The following is a 24,225-nucleotide window of genomic DNA, read 5'->3' as shown; positions in this document are numbered from 1 at the left end:
CGACTCTTTGCCCCTCTGGAAAGGAGGAACTCTGACCCATGAAAAAAAATAATCCCTACCGCACCCGGCTCATCGTGCTGCTGAGCGTGTTTGCGGCGGTGCTGTGCCTGTTCGGCATTCTGCTGGTGCATTACCAGATCGTTGAGGGAGACAGCTACCGGGCTCTTTCCGCCGCCGGCACCGCCAAGCGGGAGGTGGTGGAGACCAGCCGGGGCATCATCACCGACCGAAACGGCAAGGTGCTGGTGTCCAACCGCCTGACCTACACCCTGAAATTCTCCGCCGAGAGCTTTGCCGATGACGCTGCGTGCAACGCGGCAGTGTGGCGGCTTCTGGAGCTCTGCACCCAGGAGGGCCTCACCTGGATCGACCCCCTGCCCCTGGGCCGGGACGACCCCTACGGCCTGACGGACCTGGAGCCCGGCGAGGCCTTTACAACCTGGATGGACGACTACAAGATCGCCTATTCCGGGGAGGAGCAGATCACCCTGTCCCTCTCCGGCGACGAGATGATGGCCAAGCTGCGGAAGATCTACACCATTTCCTCCGACTACACCGACCAGCAGGCCCGGCTCATCGCCGGGGTGCGGTACGGCGCGGAGGTTTCCGGCGGCTATGTGTTCGCCGAGGATGTGCCGGTGCGGGTGATCAGCCAGGTGGTGGACGGCCACTTTGCAGGCGTGTCCACAGGCACCTCCAGCCAGCGGGTGTATAACACCACCTATGCCGCCCACATCCTGGGCCGGGTGAGCCGCATCTTCGCCGAGGACTGGAACGAAAAATACAAGGACAACAGCGACTACTCCATGGACGACCTGGTGGGAAAGGGCGGCGTGGAGGAGGCCTTTGAGCAATATCTCCACGGCGTAAACGGCGTGAAGCTGGTGACCACCGACAAAAACGGCAAGGTTACCGGCGAGCTTTACGCCAAGGAGCCCCAGCCCGGCAACACCGTGGCCCTGACCATTGACATCGACCTGCAAAAGGTGGCCGAGGACTCCCTGGCCGCCACCATCCAGTCCATGACCGGCAGAGACGGCGTGGCCCGGGGCGGCGCGGCGGCGGTCATCGGCGTGGGCACCGGGGATGTGCTGGCCCTGGCCAGCTACCCCACCTACGACCTGAACCGGTGGGACGAGATGTACGACAGCTGGAGCAAGGACCCGGCCCTGCCCATGTTCAACCGGGCCACCGACGGCACCTATGCCCCCGGCTCCACCTTTAAGCTCTGCACCTCCGTGGCGGGGCTGGAATCCGGGGTGATCACCCCCTCCACCACCATTGTGGACCGGGGCATCTACACCTACTACGAGTTCCCCCAGCCCAAGTGCTGGATCTATAACGCCACCGGCGGCACCCACGGGGCGGTGAATGTGTCCCAGGCTATCACCGTGTCCTGCAACTACTTCTTCTACGAGGTGGGGCGGCTCACGGGCATTCGGCGGCTGGACGACTACGCCAGCCAGTTCGGCCTGGGCCGCAGCACGGGCATTGAGATCGGCGACTCCAAGGGGGTGCTGGCCAGTCCCGAGTACGCCGAGGAGATCGGCGAGACCTGGACCGACGGCCAGACCATTACCGCCGCCATCGGCCAGTCCTATAACCTCTTCACCCCCCTGCAGCTGGCAAACTATGTGGCCACTCTGGTCAGCGGCGGCGACCATTACGACGCCCACCTGCTGAAAAGCGCCAAGGCCTACGACAATTCCTCCGTGGTCTACGCCTACAACAAGGGCCCCAGCAACCATGTGGACATGGCGGACAGCACCCTGGAGGCGGTAAAGTCCGGCGCACGGGGTCTGGCCACCGGGAGCCTCAGCTATGTCTTTAACAGCTGCATCGTACCCGTGGGCTGTAAAACCGGTACGGCGGAGACCGGCGGCGAGCTCTCCAACGGCTGCTTCGTGGCCTTTGCCCCCTACGACGATCCCCAGATCGCCGTGTGCGTGGTCATTGAGCAGGGCGGCGGCGGCTCCAACCTGGCCCCCATCGCCCGGGACATCATCAACGCCTATTTCTCCAGCGCCTCCGCGGACACCACGATTTCCGGGGAGAACACCCTGATCCAGTGAGCTGGCGAAAAAACTTCGTTTTTTCTGCCAAAAGGATTGCAGCCTGCTGCGCGCATAATTTTTGCACTGGGCGCAAAAATTCCACACTTGCAGTCTGAGAGGTATTTTTCCCCACGCACATGTCGCGGTGAAAAATGATTTAAATTTTTCGCGTCTGCGGACGCGAACTCTGCGAGGCTCTTTTGACCTGTCGGAGGAGTTTTATATGTCGATTTATTTTGATTCCAAAGATTTACAGTGTAAAAACCCCTTCGGTGCCGTTTTGTGCGGCACCGAAGTGTCTTTTTCCCTGCTCTGCTCCCGGGAGGAGGACATCTGCGCCGGGGCCCTGCGGCTCCGGGCGGAGTTCGCCGGCCTTGACCGGACGGTGCCCCTGACACCGAACGGCGGCGCTTGGCGCTGCACGGTGACGGCCCCGGAGGAGCCGGACCTGCTGTGGTACGATTTCACCCTGACCCGAGGAAGCGGCGAGACCGTGTCCCTTACCCGAAGCGGCGGCCCCTGGCAGCTGACGGTGTATGAGGACACCGGGACGCCGGAATGGTTCGGCCATGGCGTGAGCTACCAAATTTTCCCAGACCGCTTTTGCCGCAGTCGCCTGCCGCAGCCGGAGGGGCTGGTGGGGGAGCGAACTATTCACGAAAGCTGGGAGGACACCCCGGACTATCTGCCGGACGAGAAGGGGGAAATTCGGAACTGCGACTTTTTCGGCGGCGATTTTCGGGGCATTACGGAGAAGCTGGACTATTTGCAGAGCCTGTCGGTGACGACGCTGTATCTCAACCCGATTTTCGAGGCTGCGTCCAACCATCGGTATAACACCGCCGACTATCGGGCCGTGGACCCCATGCTGGGTACGGAGGAGGATTTTCGGGAGCTGTGCCGCCAGGCCCACAAGCGCGGGATGCGCTTGCTGCTGGACGGGGTGTTCAACCACACCGGCAGCGTGAGCCGATATTTTAACCGGGACGGCTTTTACCCGGAGCTGGGGGCGGCCCAATCCCAGGCTTCTCCTTATTATAATTGGTATCATTTCACCCGCTGGCCGGAGGAGTACGACGCCTGGTGGGGCATCAAGACCCTGCCTGCGGTGGACGAGGGGCAGGACTCGTACCGGGCGTTTATCATCCGGGACCGGGACTCCGTGGTCCGGCGCTGGCTCCGGGCCGGGGCCGACGGCTGGCGGCTGGATGTGGCCGACGAGCTGCCGGACGACTTCATTCGGGAGATTCGCCGGGCCATGGAGGAGGAAAAGCCCGACGCAGTGCTTATCGGCGAGGTGTGGGAGGACGGCAGCAACAAGATCGCCTATGATCGGCGGCGGTATCTCCTGGGCCGGGAGACCCACGGGCTGATGAACTATCCCTTCCGCACGGCGGCCATAGACTGGCTCCTGGGCGGGGACGCGGCGGCGTTTCGTGAGCGGATGGAGGAGCTTCGGGAGAACTACCCCTCCCCTGCCTTCTACTGCGCCATGAATTTTTTGGGCACCCACGACACGGCCCGGGTCCTCACCCTCCTGGCCGGAGAGCCTGTGCCGGAGAGCAGGAGTCAGCGGGCGGCGGCTTGCCTCTCCCCTGCCGGATACCGGCGGGCGGCGGCCCGGCTGCGGCTGGGGGCGCTGCTCCTCTATGCCTTCCCCGGCTCACCCACGGTGTACTACGGGGACGAGGCCGGGATGCAGGGCTACGAGGACCCCCTGAACCGCCGCACCTATCCCTGGGGCCGGGAGGATGCCGCTCTTTTGGCCTGGTATCGGCGGCTGGGGCAGGTGCGCAGGGAGCGGCCCTCCCTGCAAACCGGCTCCCTGCGCTATCTTTTTGCCCAAGGGGGCGGCCTGGTGCTGGAGCGCCGGACCGAAAAGGATGTGACCGTAGCGGCCCTGAACGCCGGGGAGGAGGCCCTGGAGCTGACCCTTCCCTGGGCCGGAGCCGTGGCCACGGATGCCATGTCCGGGCAGCAGTTTTTGGCGGTGGAGGGCCGGGTGCATCTGACCCTGCCTCCTATGGGCGGCGTGCTGCTGGTGTGAGGCTTTTTTGTCAAGCCGGGGGGTGTTTCACATGAAACATCTCCCGGCTTTGCAAAATGTTTCACATGAAACAAATTCTTTCAAATTTTTTCGCATTATCTATTGAAACGACACTCTTTTTTGGTATATAATAGAGCGGAAAGGCAAAAAACAGGAAGGCGAGTGGTCTCATGGCTAAAGTTGTTGCAATTGTGAATCAAAAGGGCGGCGTGGGCAAGACCACCACCTGCGTGAATCTGGCCGCCGCGCTGAAGGATAAGGGCGCCCGGGTGCTGCTGTGCGACTTTGACCCCCAGGCCAACGCCACCTCCGGCATGGGCGTGGACAAGACCCGCAGCAACGGCGTGTACGATGTGCTTATCAACGGCGTGGAGACGGAGAAGGTGCTGGTGCGCACCCCTTACGGCGATGTGCTGCCCAGCAGCAAAGCCTTGGCCGGAGCCGGGGTGGAGATGATCGACCTGGAGGGGCGGCAGTTTCTGCTCAAGCGCGCCCTGGACCAGGTGGCCGACGGCTACGACTTCATTTTCATCGACTGCCCGCCGTCTTTGGAGCTGCTGACACTGAACGCCCTATGCGCGGCGGACACCCTGCTGGTGCCGCTGCAGGGGGAATACTACGCTCTGGAGGGGCTCAGCGACCTGATGGGCACTGTGCGCATTGTGCGCCGGGGGCTGAATCCGAAGCTGGAAATCGAGGGCGTGCTGCTGACCATGTTCGATGGCCGCACCAATCTGGCCATTCAGGTGGCCCAGGAGATCAAGCGCTTCTTCCCCGGCAAGGTGTACAGCACCGTCATTCCCCGAAATATTCGGCTTTCCGAGGCCCCCAGCCACGGAAAACCCATCAACGCTTACGACCGTACCTGCCGCGGTGCCGAGGCCTATAACGCCGTGGCGGAGGAATTTTTGAAGAAAAATCCCCTTGAAAAGGAGGAGGGCTGAATCCTATGGCGAACAATGCAAAAGGCTTGGGCAAGGGCTTGGCCGCCCTGCTGGGCGACAATGTGATGGAGTCCGGCCAGGAGAAGAGCAGCCTGTATCTGCCCATTTCCCAGGTGGAGAGCTGCGCCGCCCAGCCCCGAAAGCAGTTTGACCCCGATGCCCTGGCGGACCTGGCGGACTCTATCCGCGAGCACGGCATCATCCAGCCTCTGACGGTGCGCAAGCTCCAGTCGGGCTATTATCAGATCATCGCCGGTGAGCGGCGCTGGCGGGCCGCCCGGATGGCGGGTCTGGACCAGGTCCCCGCCATTGTGGTGGAGGCCGACGACCGCAAGGCCATGGAGCTGGCCATGATCGAGAACCTCCAGCGGGAGGACCTGAATCCCATGGAGGAGGCCGAGGGCTATCAGCAGCTGATGACCCAGTACAACCTCACCCAGGAGGAGACCGCCCAGCGGGTGGGTAAATCCCGCTCCGCCGTGGCCAACGCCCTGCGTCTGCTGAACCTGTGTCCCCCGGTGCGGGCTATGGTGGAGGATGGCCGTCTCTCTAACGGCCACGCAAGAACCATCCTGCCCCTGTCCCCTGCCCTGCAGGAAAAGGCGGCGGATGCCATCCTCAAGTCCGACCTTTCCGTGCGGCAGACGGAGCTGCTGGTGAAAAAGCTCACCGCCGAAGAAAAAGCCCGGCCCGCCGTGACCACCGGAGGTCTGGAGGTAAACTATGCCGAGGAGGCGGCCAAGTCCCTGGGCGCCCACCTGGGCCGGGGCTGCAAAATCGTCAGCGGCCGCAAAAAAGGCCGCATTGAACTGGAATACTACGGGGTGGACGACCTGAATAATCTCCTGGACGCCCTAAACGCCCTGAAGCTGAAATAAAATTGTTTCACATGAAACAGAACGGAGAGAACATCCATGCTGGATATTAAGTTTGTGCGGGAGAATCCCGAGCTTGTAAAGGAAAACATCCGCAAGAAATTTCAAAATGCCAAGCTGCCCCTGGTGGACGAGGCCATTGCCCTGGACGCCGAGCGCCGCCAGGCCATTGCCGACGGCGAGGCCCTGAAGGCGGAGCGCAACAAGCTGTCCAAGGCCAACGCCCCCCTGTTCGGCCAGCTGAAAAAGTGTACCGACGAGGCCAAAAAGGCGGAGCTGCAGGCGCAGATCGACGCCAACAACGCCGCCGTGAAGGCCAGCGCCGAGCGCATGGCCCAGATGGAGGCCAAGAAGGAAAACGCCGAGGCGGCTCTGAACAAGATCATGCTGGTCATTCCCCAGATCATCGACCCCGCCGTGCCCATCGGCAAGGACGACAGCTGCAATGTAGAGGTGGAGCGCTTCGGCGAGCCCAAGGTGCCCGACTTTGAGATCCCCTACCACACGGACATTATGGAGCGCTTTGACGGCATCGACATGGACGCCGCAGGCCGCGTCTCCGGCAGCGGGTTTTACTACCTACTGGGGGACATCGCCCGGATGCACGAGGCGGTGCTGGCCTATGGCCGGGACTTTATGATAAACAAGGGCTTCACCTACTGCATCCCCCCCTTCATGATCCACGGCAATGTAGTAGAGGGGGTCATGAGCCAGACAGACATGGACGGCATGATGTATAAGATCGAGGGAGAGGACCTCTACCTCATCGGCACCAGTGAGCATTCCATGATCGGCCGCTACATCGGCCAGATCCTCCCGGAGAGCGCCCTGCCCCAGACCCTCACCTCCTACTCCCCCTGCTTCCGCAAGGAAAAGGGCGCCCACGGCATCGAGGAGCGGGGCATCTACCGCATCCACCAGTTTGAAAAGCAGGAGATGATCGTGGTCTGCAAGGCCGAGGATAGCAAGGACTGGTACGAGAGGCTGTGGCGCTACAGTGTGGAGCTGTTCCGCTCCCTGGACATCCCCGTGCGGCAGCTGGAGTGCTGCTCCGGCGACCTGGCAGACCTGAAGTGCCGCTCCTGCGACATTGAGGCCTGGTCCCCCCGGCAGCAGAAGTATTTTGAGGTTTGCTCCTGCTCCAATCTGGGTGACGCCCAGGCCCGGCGGCTGAAGATCCGCTATAAGGACGAAAACGGCAAAATGCAGCTGTGCCACACCCTGAATAACACCTGCGTGGCACCGCCCCGTATGCTCATCGCCCTGCTGGAGAACAATCTCCAGGCCGACGGCAGCGTGCTGATTCCCAAGGCCCTGCAGCCCTACATGGGCGGCACGGAAATTCTCCGCCCCAAGCACTGACAGGAGAAGCGTATGAAGAAATTTTTCCAGGAATTTAAGGAATTTGCCATGCGCGGCAATGTGCTGGACATGGCCGTGGGCGTTGTGGTGGGCTCTGCCTTCACCGCCATCGTCACCTCCATCGTGCAAAATCTGCTGACCCCCCTGCTGGGCCTGCTGATTCCCGACAGCACCTTTGCCGAGTGGGCCCCCGGCGGCTTCGGCATCGGCGCGGTCATCAACTCCATTATCACCTTTCTCATCACGGCCTTCGTGGTGTTCCTGCTGGTAAAGGGCGTGAACAAGCTGACGCACCTGAAAAAGCAGGAGGAGCCCCAGGAGCCGGAGGAGCCCAAGGCCCCCACCACCGAGGAGCTGCTGACGGAGATCCGGGACCTGCTGAAGGAGCAGAAGTAAGTTGGAGGAAATTTTGAAACAGGGCCTGGGTTCCCTGGGCCTGGACACGGCGGCCGTCCCGCAGCTCACGGAGTTTGCCCGGCGGCTGCTGGAGAAAAACAAGGTGATGAACCTGACGGCCATCACGGAGCCTAAGGATGTGGCCACGCTGCACCTGCTGGACTCCGCCTGGCTGCTGACGGCGGCGGACTGCCGGGGCAAAGCCCTGGTGGATGTGGGCACCGGGGCCGGATTTCCCGGAATGCCCATGGGCATTTTGGAGCCCACGGCGCAGCTGACCCTGCTGGACAGCCTGGGAAAGCGCATTGACTTCCTGCAGGAGACGGCCCGGGCTCTGCACCTGCAAAACATCACCTGCGTACACGCCCGGGCGGAGGAGTTCGCCGGGCAGCACCGGGAGGGCTTCGACCTGGCCGTGTCCCGGGCAGTGGCGGCCCTGCCCATGCTCTGCGAGCTGGCCATGCCCTTGGTAAAGACGGAGGGCCTGTTTTTGGCTATGAAGTCCGTGGAGTCGGACGGGGAAATTGAGAGCGCCCGGGGCGCCATTGGGCAACTGGGCGGAAAAATCGAAAAAATTCTCGACTACACTGTCCCCTGCACGGAGGTGCGGCACCGGCTGGTAGTCATCCGCAAGGTGCGGCCCACGCCGTCCCAATTCCCCCGACCCTTTGCAAAGATCAAAAAATCCCCTCTGAAATAAGGAGGCACAATGGGCAAGATCATTGCCGTGGTGTCCGGCAAAGGCGGCACCGGAAAAACTACATTTACCTCCTGCATCGGCTTCGCCCTGGCATCCATGGGCAAAAAGGTGCTGTGCCTGGACTGCGACATCTCCCTGCGGAATCTGGACCTGGCCCTGGGCCTCAGCGACAGCGCCCTGATGGATTTCTCCGATGTGCTGTCGGGCCGATGTACCCTGGAGCAGGCGGTGGTGAGCCACCCCAAGTACCCCTCCCTGTTCCTGCTGGCGGCGCCCCTGGCCTACGACGGCTTCCGGGTGGAGCCGGAGCAGGCGGCGGCGCTGATGGGCGCCATCCGGGAGAGCTTCGACTTCTGCCTGGTGGACGCCCCTGCCGGACTGGGCCAGGGCTTCCGCCTGGCCACCCAGGAGGCGGACCATGTGGTGGTGGTGACCACCACGGATGTGACGGCCCTGCGGGATGCCCAGCGCACCGTTATGGAGCTGGAGCGCTTCCCCAACGGCAAGGTGCATCTGGTGGTAAACCGGGTGGCCAAGAAGCTGCTGCGCCAGCTCCACACCACCATCGACGACGCCATGGACGCGGCGGGCCTGCCCCTGCTGGGTGTGGTGCCGGAGGACGGGGACATTCCCCGGTGTCTCAACCAAGGTGTGCCCTTATGCGACGATAATTATTACGCCGCCCGGGCCTTCTATAACATTGCAAGACGCATCGCGGGATATAAAATTCCGCTGATGAAGCTATAAGCACCTGGCGAAAAAACTTCGTTTTTTCTGCCAAAAGGCTTGCAGTCTGCGGACGAAAACTCTGCGAGGCTTTTTTATATTTCTATATAACTACTCTTAATTGCACAGAAAGGAGAGCGCAATTATGAATATCGCACTGATCGCTCACAACAACCGCAAGGAACTCATGGTCCAGTTCTGCACCGCCTACTGCGGCATTCTGGCCAAGCATACCCTCTGCGCCACCGCCACCACCGGCCAAATGGTGGCAGATGCCACAGGTCTCACCATCCACCGCTTCCTGAGCTTTTATCAGGGCGGAGGCCAGCAGATCGGCGCCCGCATTGCCTACAACGAGCTGGACATGGTCCTCTGCTTCGACGACCCCAACACCAAGGCCCCCTCCGAGGACATCATCTATATCTCCCGCCTGTGCGACAGAAATAACATCCCCTACGCCAGCAACATCGCCACGGCGGAAATGCTGGTACTGGGCCTGGCACGGGGCGACCTGGATTGGCGGGATGTGGTCAATCCCAAAAGCAGCCCCTTCACCGCTTGACAAGCAGGCCGAGATAGGCTAAAATAAATTGATATACCGCAATAACGGAGCAGGAGTAGCTCTGTCCCCGCCGATGCAGAGAGGCGCGCCCCGGCTGAAAGCGCGCCCGGCACACAGAGAGAAGACAGCCCCAGCAGCGGGGATGGAAACATCCACGGCCCGCTCCCCGTAACAGGAGCGCCAAAGGGCCCCCTTGGGGCCGAAATTGGGTGGCACCACGAAGCTTCACGCTCTCGTCCCAATGCATGGGACGGGAGCGTTTTTTCTTTCCGTCTATCGAAATTCATCACAAAGGAGTAAACGAACATGGCAAAAATGACCCCCCGCACCCTCTCGGGCTTTATGGAGCTGCTGCCGCAGCCTCAGCAGCAGATGGAGCGGATGATGCAAATTCTCCGGGAAACCTATGCCCTCTACGGCTTCACCCCCCTGGATACCCCGATCATCGAGGCCAGCGAGGTGCTGCTGGCCAAGGGCGGCGGCGAAACCGAGAAGCAGATCTACCGCTTCCAGAAGGGCGACGCCGACCTGGCCCTGCGCTTTGACCTGACGGTGCCCCTGGCCAAGTATGTGGCCCTCCACGGCGGCGAGCTGTCCTTCCCCTTCCGCCGGTATCAGATCGGCAAGGTCTACCGGGGCGAGCGGGCCCAGCGGGGCCGGTTCCGGGAGTTTTATCAGGCGGATATTGATGTCATCGGCGACGGCAAGCTGGACATCACCAACGAGGCGGAGATTCCTTCCATTATTTACCAGACCTTTACCCGCCTGGGGCTGAAGCGGTTCCAGATTCGGGTAAATAACCGCAAGATACTCAACGGCTTTTACGCCATGCTGGGGCTCACGGAGCAGTCCGGGGCCATTATGCGCACCGTGGACAAGCTGGATAAAATCGGGCCGGACAAGGTGCGGGATTTGCTGCTGTCCGACTGCGGGCTGCGGGAGGACCAGGCGGCGGAGATCCTCAAGTTCATCGCCATTACCGGGTCTAACGCCGAGGTTTTGGCGGCCCTGGAGGGCTACATGGGCCGGCACGAGCTGTTTGACACGGGGCTTTCCGAGCTGAAAACCGTGGTCAAGTACCTGGCGGACTTCGGCGTTCCGGAGGAGAATTTCGCCGTGGACCTGACCATCGCCCGGGGCCTGGACTACTACACCGGCACCGTATACGAGACCACCCTCCTGGACCACCCGGAGATCGGCTCCGTCTGCTCCGGTGGCCGGTACGACAATCTGGCCGAGTACTACACCGACCGGCAGCTCCCCGGCGTGGGCATTTCCATCGGCCTTACCCGGCTGTTCTATGTCCTGGGTGAGCAGGGGATGCTGAACCCGGACCTGCCCACCGCCCCGGCGGATGTGCTGGTGCTGCCCATGACAGAGGACCTGGCCCCGGCCATCAGCCTGTCCACCCGGCTCCGTGGCGCCGGGGTGCGGACCCAGCTCTACACCGAGCAGAAGAAGTTCAAGGCCAAGATGAACTATGCGGATAAGATCGGCGTGCCCTATGTGATCTTCCTGGGCGACGATGAAATTGCCGCCGGGGTGGTGGCCTGCAAGGATATGAAAACCGGCGAGCAGACCAAGCTGCCCTTTGCCGAGACTCTGGACCTGATTCGCTCGGGTCTGGCGGAGAAAAACAAGGGTACCGTGATTTTGGAGTGAGGTACGGGGCGGACGACCCTGTCTGCCCGATCCCGGTAACGCAACACTTTGTAGGGCAGGGCACGCGGGCCCTGCCGGGTAGTGCGGTACAAGCCCGGCGCGGCGGGGTGAGGGCACCCCGCTCTACGGAATTCCTTGTAGGGGCGGACGACCCTGTCCGCCCGGTATGAGGGGTCCCATCACATCCCTTTTGGAGCCATTTTTGAAAACTTATAGTTATATCCAACTTAAATTATACAATTCATTATCAAAACAGGAGGAAGAATACCATGATGCAAATGCGTACACACACCTGCAACGCCCTTCGTCTGGCCGATGTGGGCAAGAGCGTGAAGATCGTGGGCTGGATGGAGAATGTCCGGGAGGTGGGCAGCAATCTGGCCTTTGTGGTCCTGCGGGACTTCTACGGCACCACCCAGGTGGTGGCCGAGACCGAGGATATGCTGGCCATTATCAAGGGGCTGAACAAGGAGTCCACCATCAGCGTGGAGGGCGTGGTCCGGGAGCGGGCCAGTAAGAATCCCAAGCTGGCCACCGGCGAGATCGAGGTGGTGCCTAATAAAATCGAGATTCTGGGCCGCTGCCGCTACAACAGCCTGCCCTTTGAGATCAACCGCAGCCGGGAGGCCGACGAGACCGCCCGCCTGAAGTACCGCTATCTGGATCTGCGCAACCCCGCCGTGAAGAAGAACATCATTCTGCGCTGCCAGGTGGTGGCAGCGCTCCGGGCCGCCATGACCGAGCACGGCTTCCTGGAGATCACCACCCCCATCCTCACCGCCTCCTCCCCGGAGGGCGCCCGGGACTACCTGGTGCCCGCCCGGAAGCACCCCGGCAAGTTCTACGCCCTGCCCCAGGCCCCCCAGCAGTTCAAGCAGCTGCTGATGACCTCCGGCTTTGACCGCTATTTCCAGATTGCCCCCTGCTTCCGGGACGAGGACGCCCGGGGCGACCGCTCCCCCGGCGAATTCTATCAGCTGGACATGGAGATGGCCTTTGCCACCCAGGACGATGTGTTCGCCGTGCTGGAAGATGTGCTGCCCCCGATTTTTGCCAAGTTCGGCACCTACAGCGTGGCCTCCTCCGCCCCCTTCCGCCGCATCCCCTATTTGGAGTCTATGGAAACCTACGGCTCCGACAAGCCCGACCTGCGTATTGATTTGACCTGCAAAAATGTTACGAAGCTCTTTGAAAACAGCGACTTTGACGCCCTCAAGGGTCAGACCGTGAAGATGGTGGACATCACCGATTGCACCCTCACCCGCAAGCAGATCGAAAAGCTCCTCACCGACTGCCAGGTGCAGTCCGGCAGCAAGGGCTACTGGTTCAAGGTGGATGAAAACGGCGAGCTGGCCGGGGGCATCGGCAAGTTCGTGGGGCCTGTCCGGGAGGAGCTGTCCAAGGTCCTGGACCTGAAGCCGAACACGCTGGTGGTGGTAGCCGCCGGGGAGAGCGCCACCAAGTCCGTGGGCGTGATGATCAAGACCTTCGGCGCCGCCTGCGAGGGCCACATGGACAAGGAGCGGTACGAGTTCTGCTGGATCGTGGACTTCCCCATGTACGAGATCGGCGACGAGAGCGGCGAGCTGGAGTTCTGCCACAATCCCTTCTCCATGCCCAGCGGCGGCATGGAGACCCTGCTCAAGGCCGAGCGGGGAGAGCTGGACCCCCTGGACATCATGGCCAACCAGTACGACCTGGTGTGCAACGGCGTGGAGCTGTCCTCCGGCGCCGTGCGTAACCATGACCCGGAGATCATGATCAAGGCCTTTGAGATGGTGCGCCTGGGCGAGGAGGATGTGAAGAAGAAGTTCCCCGCCATGTACAACGCCTTCTGCTACGGTGCGCCCCCTCACGCAGGCATCGCCCCGGGTGTGGACCGGATGGTGATGCTCCTGGCCGGCGAAAGCTCCATCCGGGAGATCATCCCCTTCCCCATGAACAAGAACGCCCAGGATGTTATGATGGACGCCCCCTCCACCGTGGAGCAAAAGCAGTTAGATGAATTGCATATCGCTCTGGTGGGTCAGCTGGAGGAGTAAGCGCCCCGCAATCGCAGTTTTATAAGAGGTGGCCACCCGGCCACCTCTTTTTTTGGGGAGATGAAGGAATAAATGCGTAGGGGCGGGGCTCTGCCCCGCCCGGCACAAAAGCCTCCCTTGCCTAAAGGGGGCCATGGGGACGGGGGATGCGGATTGCCACAGCCAGTGTGCGCACTGGCTTCGCAATGACGGAAGCCGAAAGAATTTGCGTGTCATTCCGAGACCAGTCCGCAGACTGGTCGTGGGAATCCGTAATACCCCTGTGCAAATCCAAAGGAGAACGGATTGCCACACCAGTGACATCTGTCACTGGTTCGCAATGACAGGGTTTTTTCATGAGTTGCGGTGCAAGTCCGGGCGGCGGGGTGAGGGCACCCCGCCCTACAACCACACACTTTGCAGGGCGGGGCCCGCGTGCCCCGCCGTGGGTGCGTTGGAAAACCGCTTCGGGTCGTCCGGGAGGCCGACCCCTACGCACCATTCAACGATAGAGCTTCGTAGGGGGCGGCGTCCTCGACGCCCCGTCAGAATCAGCTATCAAGTTTTGCGTAGGGCAAGGAAGAATCCCCCAGTCACGGCTTCGCCGTGCCAGCCCCCTTTAGGCAAGGGGGCCATGGGGTCGGGGGAACGGATTGCCACAACCAGTGACATCTGTCACTGGTTCGCAATGACAGTTTTTTGCAAGAAATGCGTAGGGGCGGGGTTCTACCCCGCCCGTCCGTGCTTGTTCAAATCTCCTTGCTTGGTGTAGGGGCGGACGACCCTCTCCGCCCGGCGGTGGGCTTGTTTTCCCTTTCCCTCTTGCATTTCTCCCGGTTTTGCGGCATACTGGGGGTGTTCAATCTTACATTAAAGGAGTTTTCGCCATGGAAACCGTGAAGCTATATTATGAAAATGCGTTTTTGCGGGAATTTGACGGGGTGGTGGTCGATTGCCGTCCCCAGGGGAAAAAGTGGCTGGTGCAGCTGGACCGCACCGCTTTCTATCCCGAGGGGGGCGGCCAGCCTGCCGACCATGGGATTTTAGGCGGCGCCAAGGTCACCGATGTCCACGAGCGGGACGGGGTGATTCTCCACACCTGCGACCGGGCTCTGACGGTGGGCGAGACCGTCCACGGGGAAATCGACTGGGCCCGCCGCTTTGACCATATGCAGCAGCACTCCGGGGAGCACATCGTCAGCGGAATGCTCTGCGCTGCCTATAACTGCGACAACACCGGCTTCCACCTGGGCGAGGAGTCCGTCATCATTGACTACAACGCCGACATCCCCTGGGAGGGGGTGCTGGACATCGAGGCCCGGGCCAACCGCTACCTCTGGGAAAACCACCCCTTTGAGGCCCTCTATCCCAGCGCCCAGGAGCTGGCCGCCCTCCCCTACCGGAGCAAAAAGGAGCTCACCGGCCAGGTGCGCATCACCCGCTTCCCCGGGGCCGACTGCTGCGCCTGCTGCGGCACCCATGTGGCCTATTCCGGGCAGGTGGGGCTGGTGAAATTCATCGGCTGGCAAAAATTCCGGGACGGCGTGCGCCTGGAGCTGCTGTGCGGCAGCCGCGCCCTGCATTACCTGGCCCTGAACTGGGCGCAGAACACCGCTGTGGGCCGGAGCCTGTCCGTAAAGCCCGGCAAGACCGCCCAGGCCGTGGAGCGGCTGCAGGGGGAGCTGCAGGCGGTGAAGGCCCGGTGTGCGGACCTGGAGGAGAGCAGCTTTCAGCGGCTGGCGGAGGACTACCGGGACGCAGGCAATGTGCTGCTGGTGCAGCCGCCTATGGAGTCGGACAGCGTGCGCCGACTGTGCGACGCAGTGAGCCGGAGCTGCGGGGGCCGGTGCGCCGTGTTCGCCGGAGCGGACGGCAGCTACAAATACGCCGTCATCCACCCGGGTCAGGACATTTCTCCCCTGATCAAGGCCCTGAATGCCCAGCTCCATGGCCGGGGCGGCGGACGGGACGGCTTCGCCCAGGGCAGCGCCGCCTGCACGGAGGAGGAAATTCGCCGTTTTTGGGCAGAAAGCGCATAAAACAAGGAAAAAAGGCCGGAAAAGCCTGCGTTTTTTAGCTTTTTCTGTCTTTTCTTTTCCTTAAAAAGGTGTTATACTGGCTGGGTCTGAAGTTTCAAAGAGGGTAAATGCTATGCAAAAGGAAAACAAGCTGGGCGTCATGCCCATTGACAAGCTGATATGGAATATGTCCCTGCCCATCATCATCTCCATGCTGGTGCAGGCCCTGTATAACATCGTGGACAGCGTGTTCGTCTCCTGGGTCAGCGAGGCGTCCCTGACGGCGGTGTCTCTGGCCTTCCCGGCTCAGAACCTGATGATCTCCCTGGCCTCCGGCACCGCCGTAGGCGTCAACGCCCTTATGGGCCGGGCCCTGGGCGCCAAGGATCAGAAGCGGGCGGACACCGTGGCTATGAACGGCCTGTTCCTGGCCTTTGTGGGCTTTGTCCTGTGCGCCGTCCTGGGTCTGACCCTGTCGGATTTCTATTTCCGCAGTCAGACCGATGTGGAGGAGATCATTCAGATGGGCAACCGGTATCTGATGATCGTCATGGGCGCATCCGTGGGTATTTTCGGCCAAATGATGCTGGAGCGGCTGCTTCAGGGCACCGGCCACAGCATTCTCTCCATGTATACCCAGGGGACCGGGGCCGTTATCAACATCATCCTGGACCCCATTTTCATCTTCGTGTTCAAGATGGGTGTAGCCGGGGCGGCCGTTGCCACGGTCATCGGGCAGGTTTTTGCCTGCATCTTTGCCCTGGTGCTGAATCTGAAGAAGAATCCGGAGATCCACCTGGTGTTCCGAGGCTTCCGGCCCAACTGGTCCATCATCGGCAGCATTTACGCCATCGGCCTGCCGTCGGTGGTGATGATGGCTATTGGCTCGGTGATGACCTTCCTGATGAACAAGATCCTCATCACCTATCACTCCGCCCGGGAAACCGCCGCCACGGCCTTCGGTATCTACTTCAAGCTCAATAGCTTTGTGTTCATGCCCGTGTTCGGCCTGAATAACGGCGTCATCCCCATCATCGCCTTTAACTACGGCGCCCAGCAGCGCCGCCGCATGATCGAGACCATCAAGCGCAGCACCGTCTATGCCTCCTGCGTGATGGTCCTGGGCATGGTGATTTTCCAGCTCTTCCCCGGCACCCTGCTGAAAATTTTCAAGGCCACGGACACCATGATGTCCGTGGGCATCCCGGCTCTGCGCATCATCTCCCTGAGCTTCTGCATGGCCGGGGCCTGCATCGCCCTGGGGGGCTGTTTCCAGGCCCTGGGCAAGTCTATGTATTCGCTGATCGTGTCCTTCATCCGCCAGCTGGTGCTGCTGATCCCCGTGGCCTTCGTCCTGGCGCAGATCGGCCACAGCATGGGCAACGACAACCTGGTCTGGTGGTGCTACCCCATTGCGGAGGTGTTCTCCCTGGGCGTGACCCTGCTGTGCTACCGGCGTCTGTACCGCACCCTGATCTCCAAGCTGCCCGAAAATGGCCCGGAAATCCCGGCTTAACATTGTATCCTGTCAAAGCGCCTCGCAGAGTTTGCCGCCCGCAGGCGGCAAAGACCGAAGGGTTCTTCGACAGGCAGGAAAAGGACCGCTCCCGTTGGAGCGGTCCTTTTCCTGTTTAAGAGGGGGAGGGGAAGAATTTACTATGGGAAAGAACAGACTTCTTGTACTTACTTAGCTCTTCGTGGCAGCAGAAACGATACCCACCACTGCCAAAATACCCGCCAAAGCGGCCAAAATAACATTCAGGATCATTGTTCTGACCTCCTTTTTCTTATTTCAGGTTTTCCCTGTTCGGGTTGATTTCATATTAGCAGAATCTTAGCAATTTGTAAAACGAATGTTATTCATCATTTTCATGAAATTTACTTGTGCCTGACACGCAGATGTGCTATAATAATTAAGCAATAGGCTGCCAAAAAGCCTCGCAGAGTTCGCGTCCGCAGACGCGGAAAATTAAAATCATTTTTCACCGCGACATGCGCGTGGGGAAAAATACCTCTCAGACTGCAAGTGTGGAATTTTGCCGCAAGGTGGCAAAATTATGCGCGCAGCAGGCTGCAAACCTTTTGTCGGAAAAATCTGAAGGATTTTTCGACAGCCTCAAAAGGAGGGGGTGCGCCATGAGCGTGACAAAATACCAGGTTTTTCTGACGGTGGCGGCCTGCGGGGGCTTTACCCGGGCGGCGGAGGAGCTGCACTTCACCCAGTCCGGGGTCAGCCACACCGTGGCCGCCCTGGAGAGCGAGCTGGGGGTGCCGCTGTTCGTCCGAAACCGCAGCGGCGTGACCCTCACCGCCGATGGCCGGGCTCTGCTGCCCTATATCCAGGCCCTGTGGGACGACGCCCGCCGCCTGGAGCAAAAGGCCGCCGACCTCCGGGGTCTGGACACGGGCCTGGTGCGGGTGGCCACCTTCAGCAGCGTGTCCATCCAGTGGCTGCCGTACCTGCTGAAGTCCTTTCGGGAGGTACACCCCCATATTGAGTTCGAGCTGCTGCCCTTTGTGGAAAATGCGGAGCTGGAGGAGGCGGTGCTCAGCGGCAAGGCGGACTGCTGCTTTGCCAGCCTTCCCACCATACAGCCCCTGGACACCTGGCTGCTGCACCGGGACCAGTGGCGGGTCATCGTGTCCTATGGGCATCCCCTGGCCGGCCGGGACCCCTTCCCCTTAGAGGCTCTGTCCACGGAGCCCTTCATCTTCCTGCAGGAGGGCGACGACTATGAGATTCAGGCGGTGCTGGACAGTCTGCAGGTGCGGCCCAATATCCAGTACATCCTTCGGGACGACCTTTCCATCCTGGCTATGGTCTCCAACGGCCTGGGCATCAGCATCATGCCGGAGCTGGAGCTGGAGCACTGCCCCTACCCCCTGGTGGCCTGTCCCCTGCCCCGGTCCTTTTACCGCAACATCGGCATCGCCGTGAAGGACAAAAACGCCCTGTCCCTGTCCACCCGCTGCTTCATAGACCACACCCGCCACTGGGTAGGGACCCATTACAGTAAATAAGGGCCGGTGAACGCCGCCCCTTGACAAATAACGAAAACCCGTTATAATAAATAAAAAAGGCACTGCGACAAGCGGTTAGCCCGGCTTAGAAAATTTTGCTAAGATAAACTTAGAAAACCGTCACCGGCCAGGGTGGCGGTTTTCTTTTTTATTGACAAGTTTACCGTATTTTGCTATAATTTCGCCAGGCGCTGCACGAACGGCAGGCGGTTGGCCACACCACCCGAAAGGGGGTGAGGCTCATGCGAGTTACTTTACATATCGGGCCATTTACGGTCACGATCATTGTAAAACGCAGAAACCGCCACTCGGCAAAGTGACGGTTTCTTAAGGTTTCTTAAGTTGCTTCTCTTTTGACGGGCTAACCGCTTGTCGCAGCGCCTTTCTATGCTCATTATAGCAGAAATATCCGTCCTGTCAAGTACGGGGGTGCTATTTCCGCTTTCTGACTTTTGCGCGGGGGCGCGGATTGGTTCTTCTGTTGACAAAATAATAAAAAATTGCTATAATTTCGCCAGGCGCTGCACGAACGGCAGGCGGTTGGCCACACCACCCGAAAGGGGGTGAGGCTCATGCGAGTTACTTTACATATCGGGCCATTTACGGTCACGATCATTGTAAAACGCAGAAACCGCCACCCTGCACGGTGACGGTTTCTTAACAAATAGAAACATAAACTTGAAGGGCTAACCGCTTGTCGCAGCGCCTTTCTATCCTCATTATAGCAGAAATGTCCCCTTTGTCAAGGGCAGCTCCCCTTATTTGTAGAAGCCCGTCTCCTCCTCCAGCGCCATAGGCAGGCCGTTGTGGTACACGGGAATGGAGGAGAACTTGAAGCGGCTGGCCTTGTGCTTTTGGTCGATCTGCTTCTTGATCTCCGGGTCGCAGATCCCCCGGCGCACATACTCATTCACAGCGTGGTAGGTAAAGCCCAGGTTGTCCTCGTCCGTGAGTCCGGTGAGCCCGTCGGAGGGGGGCTTTTGCAGGAAATGCTCCGGCAGACCCAGGACGCGGCCCAGGGCGATGACCTCCTCGGTGGTGTACATGCCCAGGGGCGAAAAGGCCCCGGCGCTGTCGCCGTAAATGGTGCAGTAGCCCACCCAGTCCTCGGAGAGGTTGGAGGTGTTCAGCACCGTGCCGCCGGGGAGGGACTGGGCCACGGCATAGAGCGTGGCCATGCGGATGCGGGAGGGCAGGTTCACGGTGGTCTGGCGGCTGGGCTCCAGGCCCGCCTTCTTCATCTCAACCAGCACCCCCTGCACTGCGTCGTGGATGTTGATGGTGCAGTGGGGAATTTGCAGATGCTCCACCAAGCCTTGGGAGAAGTCAATGTCCGGCTGCTCGCCGTCGGGCATCAGCACACCGTACACATTCTCCCGCCCATAGGCCGCCACAGCCAGGGCCGCCACGGTGGAGCTGTCCTTGCCGCCGGAGATGCCGATAACCGCCGTCTTGCCATGGCACGCCTGCATTCTCTCGTGCATCCATTCCAGCAGGCCCGTAAGCTGCATCTGGGGGTTAAATTCCATAAAAAACGCCTCCCTACTATAATAATGGTCTATTGTACGGCAAATTCAGAAAAAATGCAATGTATTTTTCCCAATCGCAGAAAATCCCCCCAGCCTGATAGCTGAGGGGATTTTCCGTGTGTTTGTTAGGAGAGAGAGAGAAAATCACTTATGGAAAGGTTTCTTTGTATGCTGTTATATTACTTTGTAAATATGGCAAAACAATAAATTACCGATGAACAATTTGTGAACAATGCTCAAAATTTTCGGCTTTCCGCCACCGCCAGCTCATCGCAGCGGTTGTTTTTGGCGTTGGAGGCGTGGCCCTTGACCCAGTGGTAGTGTACCTGGTGCCGGTCGATAAGGGGTAGGAGCTGCTCCCACAGGTCCACATTCAGGGCGGGCTTTTTGTCGCTCTTGATCCAGCCCTTTTTCCGCCAGCCGTAGACCCAGCCCTTGGAGAGGGCATCAATAACATACTTGCTGTCACTGTAAAGCTCCACCACGCAGCTCTCCTTCAGCAGCTCCAAGGCCCGAATAACGCCGGTAAGCTCCATGCGGTTGTTGGTGGTCTCCGGAGCGCCGCCGGAGATCTCCTTCTCCACGCCGTTCCACTCCAAAATCGCTCCCCAGCCCCCGGGCCCGGGATTGCCGGAGCAAGCGCCGTCGGTGTAAATGGTAACAGTTTTCATAATAACTCCTTGGAAACACCAATGTCATTGCGAAACCAGTGACCGATGTCACTGGTTGTGGCAATCCGTACTCCTGGTGCGGCGGGCGACCGCAAGGGTCGCCCCTACGGAGGGTTTCCCGATAGGATTTCGTAGGGGGCGATGATCCTACGAAGTTTTCATTTCACCGTTGTAGGGGCGGACGACCCTGTCCGCCCGGTGCGGCGCATCCGCCCCTGTTACTCCTCCACTGCCAAAACCGTCAATACCCGGTCCCGCACGGTAAACTTCACATTTTTCCCGGCGAAGGCCAGGCCGTATACCCGCTCCGGGTCCTCCTGGTATCGGGGCCGGGGGTCACAGGCCAGCACGCCCATAAGCCCCGCCCGCTGCGGCGCCTCCAGACCCGCCAGCAGCGCCTCGTCGCACTCCACCTCCAGGGGCTCCGTCTCCAGGGGGTCGGTAAAGCCCCCGGTGGCATCCCTTGGGCAGTCGGCATAGGGCAGGTACGGCTTAATGTCCAAAATCGGTGTTCCGTCCACCAGGTCCGCCCCGCTGACACGGATAACAGGCCCCAGCTTCTCGTCCCGGCTCACTCCCTCCAGCTTCACGCAGGACAGGCCCAGGTTGTTGGGCCGAAAGGGTGACCGGGTGGCGAACACGCCCATGCGCCGGTTGCCCCCCAGCCGGGGCGGGCGCACCGTGGGGGACCAGCCCTCCCGCTCCGCCCGGTGAAACCGGAAAATCAGCCACAGGTGGGAAAAGCTCTCCAGCCCCCGCAGGGCGTCCGGATTTCGATAGTCCGGCTCGAACACGATGGTCCCCTGCAGCTGCGGCACCAGGCCGCTCTGCCGGGGCACGCCGAATTTTTCCGGCAGATCCGTGCGGATGTGGGCAATGGTGTGCATGGTGATGTCCATTATTCCTCCGCCGTCCCGGCCTGCTCCTCCGGGTCAGCCAGGGCCATGGAAATGACCCGGTCGCCCTCGGTCTTAAAGCGCATAACGATAACGCCCTGGGTGGCGCGGCCCGCGGTGCGGATGTTCTGCACCGGGGTGCGGATGAGGATGCCGCTCTCGGTGACCAGCAGCAGATCCTCGCCGCCGTCCACCACCTTAATGCCCACAATGGGCCCGGTCTTGTCGGTAACCATGTAGTTGCGGATACCCAGGCCGCCCCGGCTGGTAATGCGGTAGTCCTCCACGGGGGTACGCTTGCCGTAGCCCCGCTCGGTGATGGTGAGGACGGTCTTACCCTCCTGGGCCCGGGCGGCGCCCACCACATAGTCGCCCTCCCGGAGTCGGATGCCCCGGACGCCCACCGCCGTGCGGCCCATGGGCCGCACATCGCTCTCGTGGAAGCGCACCGCCTGGCCGTCGTGGGTGGCGATGAGGATATACTGCTCCCCGTCCGTCTCCTGAACGCTGATGAGCTGGTCGCCCTCGTCCAGGGTCAGGGCGCGGATGCCGCTCTGGCGAATGTTCTTCAGCTGGTCCACAGGCAGCCGCTTCACGGTGCCGCTGCGGGTGGTCATAAACAGGTACAGGGGCTTATCCTCCGTCTCCCGGAAGTGGAGCATGGCCTGGACCTTCTCCCCGGTCTCCACCTGAATGACATTGACCATGTTGATGCCCTTGGCGGTCTTGCCGCTCTCGGGGATCTGATAGCCCTTCTTGCGGTAGACCTTGCCGGTGTCGGTGAAGAAGAGGATGTAGTCATGGGTGGACGCGGTGAACACCGACACCACCTCGTCCTCCTCCCGGGTGGACATCCCCTTCTTGCCCATGCCGCCCTTGCTCTGGGCGGCGTACTCGCTGACGGGGGTACGCTTGATATACCCGGCCTTGGTGAGGGTAAAGACGCACTGCTCCTCCTCGATGAGGTCCTCGATGTCGATCTCGTCCTCCACATCCTGGATCTCGGTCTTGCGCTCGTCGCCGAATTTCTCGGCCAGGGCGGAAAGCTCCTCCTTGAGGATCTGCCGCACCAGAGCATCGTCGGACAGCACCCGGCGGAAATAGGCGATCTTCTCCTCCAGGTCGTCGTACTCCTTCTGCAGCTTCTCCCGGTCGAGGCCCTGTAAGGCTTTCAGACGCATATCCAGAATGGCCTGGGCCTGGACCTGGTCCAGCCCGAAGCGGCGCATGAGGTTTTCCCGGGCGTCGTCGTAGCTCTCCCGGATGATCTTGATAACCTCGTCAATGTTGTCCTGAGCGATGAGCAAGCCCTCCAGCAGATGGGCCCGCTCCAAAGCCTTGTTCAGGTCGAACTTGGTGCGGCGGATGATAATTTCTTCCTGGAAGGTCAGGTACTCGTCAATAATGTGCCGCAGGGACAGGATCTTCGGCTGGCGCTGGTTGTCAACCAAGGCCAGCATATTGATGGCGAAGGTGGTCTGCAGCTGAGACTGGGCAAACAGGCGGTTTAATACCACCTGACTGTTGGCGTCCCGCTTCAGCTCGATAACGATGCGCATACCGTTGCGGTCGGACTCATCCCGGATGTCGGAAATTCCCTCCAGGCGCTTGTCCTCCACCTGCTCGGCGATGTTCTTAATGAGCATCCGCTTATTCACCTGGTAGGGCAGCTCGGTAATGACGATGCGGGTGCGGTCCTTGCCGAACTCCTCAAACTCGTGCCTTGCCCGGACCACCAGCCGGCCCCGGCCCGTGGCGTAGGCGGCCCGGATGCCGCTGCGGCCCATGATAATGCCCTTTGTGGGGAAGTCGGGGCCCTTGATGTGCTCCATCAGGTCTCCCAGGGTGGCGTTAGGGTCATCCAGCACGCAGATGCACGCGCCAATGACCTCCCGCAGGTTGTGGGGCGGGATGTTGGTGGCCATGCCCACGGCAATGCCGCTGGAGCCGTTCACCAGCAGGTTCGGGAATCGGGCCGGAAGCACCCGGGGCTCTTTCCGGCTCTCGTCGAAGTTGGGGTCCCAGTCCACGGTGTCCTTTTCAATGTCCCGGAGCATCTCGTTGGAGATTTTGGAGAGCCTTGCCTCGGTGTAGCGGTAGGCGGCGGCGGGGTCTCCATCCACGGAGCCGAAGTTACCGTGGCCGTCCACCAGCATATAGCGCATGGAAAAGTCCTGGGCCAGACGCACCAGGGCGTCGTACACCGACGCATCGCCGTGGGGATGATACCGGCCCAGCACATCGCCCACGCAGGTGGCGGATTTCTTAAAGGGCCGGTCGGAGGTGAGGTTGTCCTCGTACATGGCGTAGAGAATACGCCGGTGGACGGGCTTCAGGCCGTCCCGCACATCGGGCAGGGCCCGGCCCACGATAACGGACATGGCGTACTCGATGTACGACTTCTCCATCTCCGGCACCAGGGGCGACTCCACAATGTGCTGCTGGGGATACCGAATTTCCTCCGGATCGTATTGGGGTTTTTTACTCATATCGTTTCTCCTTTGTCAAAGGATTGGTTCATCGGATTTTATGGGATTGTGCGGAGCGGGGCGGCGGGGACGCCGCCCCCTACGGACTTCTATCGGTAAACGGTGTGTAGGGGCCGATGCCTACATCGGCCCGGTGGCACCGTTTTTCAATTCATGCGTAGGGCGGACAGGGTCGTCCGCCCCTACAAGGGGAAATTTTTTCGTAGGGGCGACCCTTGCGGTCGCCCGAATCGCCGCACCCTCGGAAACCGT

18 protein-coding genes are annotated in these 24,225 nt (G+C 60.8%); 14 read left to right on the top strand and 4 right to left on the bottom strand.

What is annotated here, in order from left to right:
* Nucleotides 1-38: 38 nt before the first annotated feature.
* From KI236_RS08790 to KI236_RS08725, 14 genes are all read left to right on the top strand, one after another.
* Nucleotides 39-2,072 carry a penicillin-binding transpeptidase domain-containing protein gene (locus tag KI236_RS08790; protein ID WP_212821247.1) on the top strand — a complete coding sequence of 678 codons (2,034 nt, stop codon included), beginning with the start codon at nt 39-41 and terminating at the stop codon, nt 2,070-2,072.
* A gap of 205 nt (nt 2,073-2,277) precedes the next feature.
* A complete protein-coding gene (locus tag KI236_RS08785) occupies nt 2,278-4,101 on the top strand; it encodes a glycoside hydrolase family 13 protein (RefSeq protein WP_212821245.1) in 1,824 nt (607 codons plus the stop codon).
* A gap of 170 nt (nt 4,102-4,271) precedes the next feature.
* Nucleotides 4,272-5,045, top strand: a complete 774-nt coding sequence (locus KI236_RS08780; RefSeq protein ID WP_212821243.1) for a ParA family protein — start codon at nt 4,272-4,274, stop codon at nt 5,043-5,045.
* Between the two features lie 5 nt (nt 5,046-5,050).
* Complete coding sequence (locus KI236_RS08775) at nt 5,051-5,923, top strand: ParB/RepB/Spo0J family partition protein (protein ID WP_212821241.1); 873 nt, start codon at nt 5,051-5,053, stop codon at nt 5,921-5,923.
* A gap of 36 nt (nt 5,924-5,959) precedes the next feature.
* Nucleotides 5,960-7,282 carry a serine--tRNA ligase gene (gene serS, locus KI236_RS08770; RefSeq protein ID WP_212821239.1) on the top strand — a complete coding sequence of 441 codons (1,323 nt, stop codon included), beginning with the start codon at nt 5,960-5,962 and terminating at the stop codon, nt 7,280-7,282.
* Nucleotides 7,283-7,294: 12 nt separating this feature from the next.
* A complete protein-coding gene (mscL, locus tag KI236_RS08765) occupies nt 7,295-7,678 on the top strand; it encodes a large conductance mechanosensitive channel protein MscL (protein ID WP_212821237.1) in 384 nt (127 codons plus the stop codon).
* 1 nt (nt 7,679) lies between these two features.
* The gene (rsmG, locus tag KI236_RS08760; RefSeq protein WP_212821235.1) at nt 7,680-8,378 is read left to right on the top strand and encodes a 16S rRNA (guanine(527)-N(7))-methyltransferase RsmG; all 699 of its coding nucleotides are present in this window, start codon (nt 7,680-7,682) and stop codon (nt 8,376-8,378) included.
* 9 nt (nt 8,379-8,387) lie between these two features.
* Nucleotides 8,388-9,125, top strand: a complete 738-nt coding sequence (gene minD / locus KI236_RS08755; RefSeq protein ID WP_212821233.1) for a septum site-determining protein MinD — start codon at nt 8,388-8,390, stop codon at nt 9,123-9,125.
* Nucleotides 9,126-9,249: 124 nt separating this feature from the next.
* A complete protein-coding gene (locus KI236_RS08750) occupies nt 9,250-9,666 on the top strand; it encodes a methylglyoxal synthase (RefSeq protein WP_212821231.1) in 417 nt (138 codons plus the stop codon).
* Nucleotides 9,667-9,972: 306 nt separating this feature from the next.
* On the top strand, nt 9,973-11,328 hold the full coding sequence (gene hisS / locus KI236_RS08745) for a histidine--tRNA ligase (RefSeq protein WP_212821230.1): 1,356 nt from the start codon (nt 9,973-9,975) through the stop codon (nt 11,326-11,328).
* Nucleotides 11,329-11,597: 269 nt separating this feature from the next.
* Nucleotides 11,598-13,370 carry an aspartate--tRNA ligase gene (gene aspS / locus KI236_RS08740; protein ID WP_212821228.1) on the top strand — a complete coding sequence of 591 codons (1,773 nt, stop codon included), beginning with the start codon at nt 11,598-11,600 and terminating at the stop codon, nt 13,368-13,370.
* Between the two features lie 866 nt (nt 13,371-14,236).
* A complete protein-coding gene (locus tag KI236_RS08735; protein ID WP_212821226.1) occupies nt 14,237-15,388 on the top strand; it encodes an alanyl-tRNA editing protein in 1,152 nt (383 codons plus the stop codon).
* Between the two features lie 112 nt (nt 15,389-15,500).
* The gene (locus KI236_RS08730; RefSeq protein WP_212821224.1) at nt 15,501-16,883 is read left to right on the top strand and encodes an MATE family efflux transporter; all 1,383 of its coding nucleotides are present in this window, start codon (nt 15,501-15,503) and stop codon (nt 16,881-16,883) included.
* Between the two features lie 620 nt (nt 16,884-17,503).
* Nucleotides 17,504-18,388, top strand: coding sequence for a LysR family transcriptional regulator (locus KI236_RS08725; protein WP_212821222.1), 885 nt, complete (start codon nt 17,504-17,506; stop codon nt 18,386-18,388).
* A 758-nt stretch (nt 18,389-19,146) separates the two neighbouring features.
* On the opposite strand, the gene nadE is transcribed toward KI236_RS08725, so the two are convergent.
* The 4 genes from nadE to gyrA form a co-directional block, all read right to left on the bottom strand.
* Nucleotides 19,147-19,917: an NAD(+) synthase gene (nadE, locus tag KI236_RS08720; protein ID WP_212821220.1), complete on the bottom strand. Its 771-nt coding sequence runs from the start codon at nt 19,915-19,917 to the stop codon at nt 19,147-19,149.
* 236 nt (nt 19,918-20,153) lie between these two features.
* Nucleotides 20,154-20,588 (bottom strand): ribonuclease HI, encoded by a 435-nt coding sequence (gene rnhA / locus KI236_RS08715; protein ID WP_212821218.1) that lies wholly within the window; start codon nt 20,586-20,588, stop codon nt 20,154-20,156.
* 218 nt (nt 20,589-20,806) lie between these two features.
* Nucleotides 20,807-21,487, bottom strand: a complete 681-nt coding sequence (gene tsaA / locus KI236_RS08710) for a tRNA (N6-threonylcarbamoyladenosine(37)-N6)-methyltransferase TrmO (protein WP_212821216.1) — start codon at nt 21,485-21,487, stop codon at nt 20,807-20,809.
* The gene (gyrA, locus tag KI236_RS08705; protein ID WP_212821214.1) at nt 21,487-23,973 is read right to left on the bottom strand and encodes a DNA gyrase subunit A; all 2,487 of its coding nucleotides are present in this window, start codon (nt 23,971-23,973) and stop codon (nt 21,487-21,489) included. Before gyrA ends, tsaA begins: the two co-directional genes overlap by 1 nt.
* Nucleotides 23,974-24,225: the final 252 nt, after the last annotated feature.

The sequence above is a fragment of the Vescimonas fastidiosa genome (assembly GCF_018326305.1).
Lineage (GTDB): Bacteria > Bacillota > Clostridia > Oscillospirales > Oscillospiraceae > Vescimonas > Vescimonas fastidiosa.
The sequence above is the reverse complement of the archived record's forward strand: the minus strand, read 5'-3'. Positions and strand labels throughout refer to the sequence as shown.

Coding starts and splice junctions, on each gene's coding strand:
- KI236_RS08730 (WP_212821224.1), top strand. CDS start 15,501: ATGCAAAAGGAAAACAAGCTGGGCGTCATGCCCATTGACAAGCTGATA.
- KI236_RS08725 (WP_212821222.1), top strand. CDS start 17,504: ATGAGCGTGACAAAATACCAGGTTTTTCTGACGGTGGCGGCCTGCGGG.
- tsaA (WP_212821216.1), bottom strand. CDS start 21,487: ATGGACATCACCATGCACACCATTGCCCACATCCGCACGGATCTGCCG.
- rnhA (WP_212821218.1), bottom strand. CDS start 20,588: ATGAAAACTGTTACCATTTACACCGACGGCGCTTGCTCCGGCAATCCC.
- KI236_RS08790 (WP_212821247.1), top strand. CDS start 39: ATGAAAAAAAATAATCCCTACCGCACCCGGCTCATCGTGCTGCTGAGC.
- mscL (WP_212821237.1), top strand. CDS start 7,295: ATGAAGAAATTTTTCCAGGAATTTAAGGAATTTGCCATGCGCGGCAAT.
- minD (WP_212821233.1), top strand. CDS start 8,388: ATGGGCAAGATCATTGCCGTGGTGTCCGGCAAAGGCGGCACCGGAAAA.
- KI236_RS08775 (WP_212821241.1), top strand. CDS start 5,051: ATGGCGAACAATGCAAAAGGCTTGGGCAAGGGCTTGGCCGCCCTGCTG.
- KI236_RS08785 (WP_212821245.1), top strand. CDS start 2,278: ATGTCGATTTATTTTGATTCCAAAGATTTACAGTGTAAAAACCCCTTC.
- KI236_RS08780 (WP_212821243.1), top strand. CDS start 4,272: ATGGCTAAAGTTGTTGCAATTGTGAATCAAAAGGGCGGCGTGGGCAAG.
- serS (WP_212821239.1), top strand. CDS start 5,960: ATGCTGGATATTAAGTTTGTGCGGGAGAATCCCGAGCTTGTAAAGGAA.
- aspS (WP_212821228.1), top strand. CDS start 11,598: ATGATGCAAATGCGTACACACACCTGCAACGCCCTTCGTCTGGCCGAT.
- hisS (WP_212821230.1), top strand. CDS start 9,973: ATGGCAAAAATGACCCCCCGCACCCTCTCGGGCTTTATGGAGCTGCTG.
- nadE (WP_212821220.1), bottom strand. CDS start 19,917: ATGGAATTTAACCCCCAGATGCAGCTTACGGGCCTGCTGGAATGGATG.
- gyrA (WP_212821214.1), bottom strand. CDS start 23,973: ATGAGTAAAAAACCCCAATACGATCCGGAGGAAATTCGGTATCCCCAG.
- KI236_RS08750 (WP_212821231.1), top strand. CDS start 9,250: ATGAATATCGCACTGATCGCTCACAACAACCGCAAGGAACTCATGGTC.
- KI236_RS08735 (WP_212821226.1), top strand. CDS start 14,237: ATGGAAACCGTGAAGCTATATTATGAAAATGCGTTTTTGCGGGAATTT.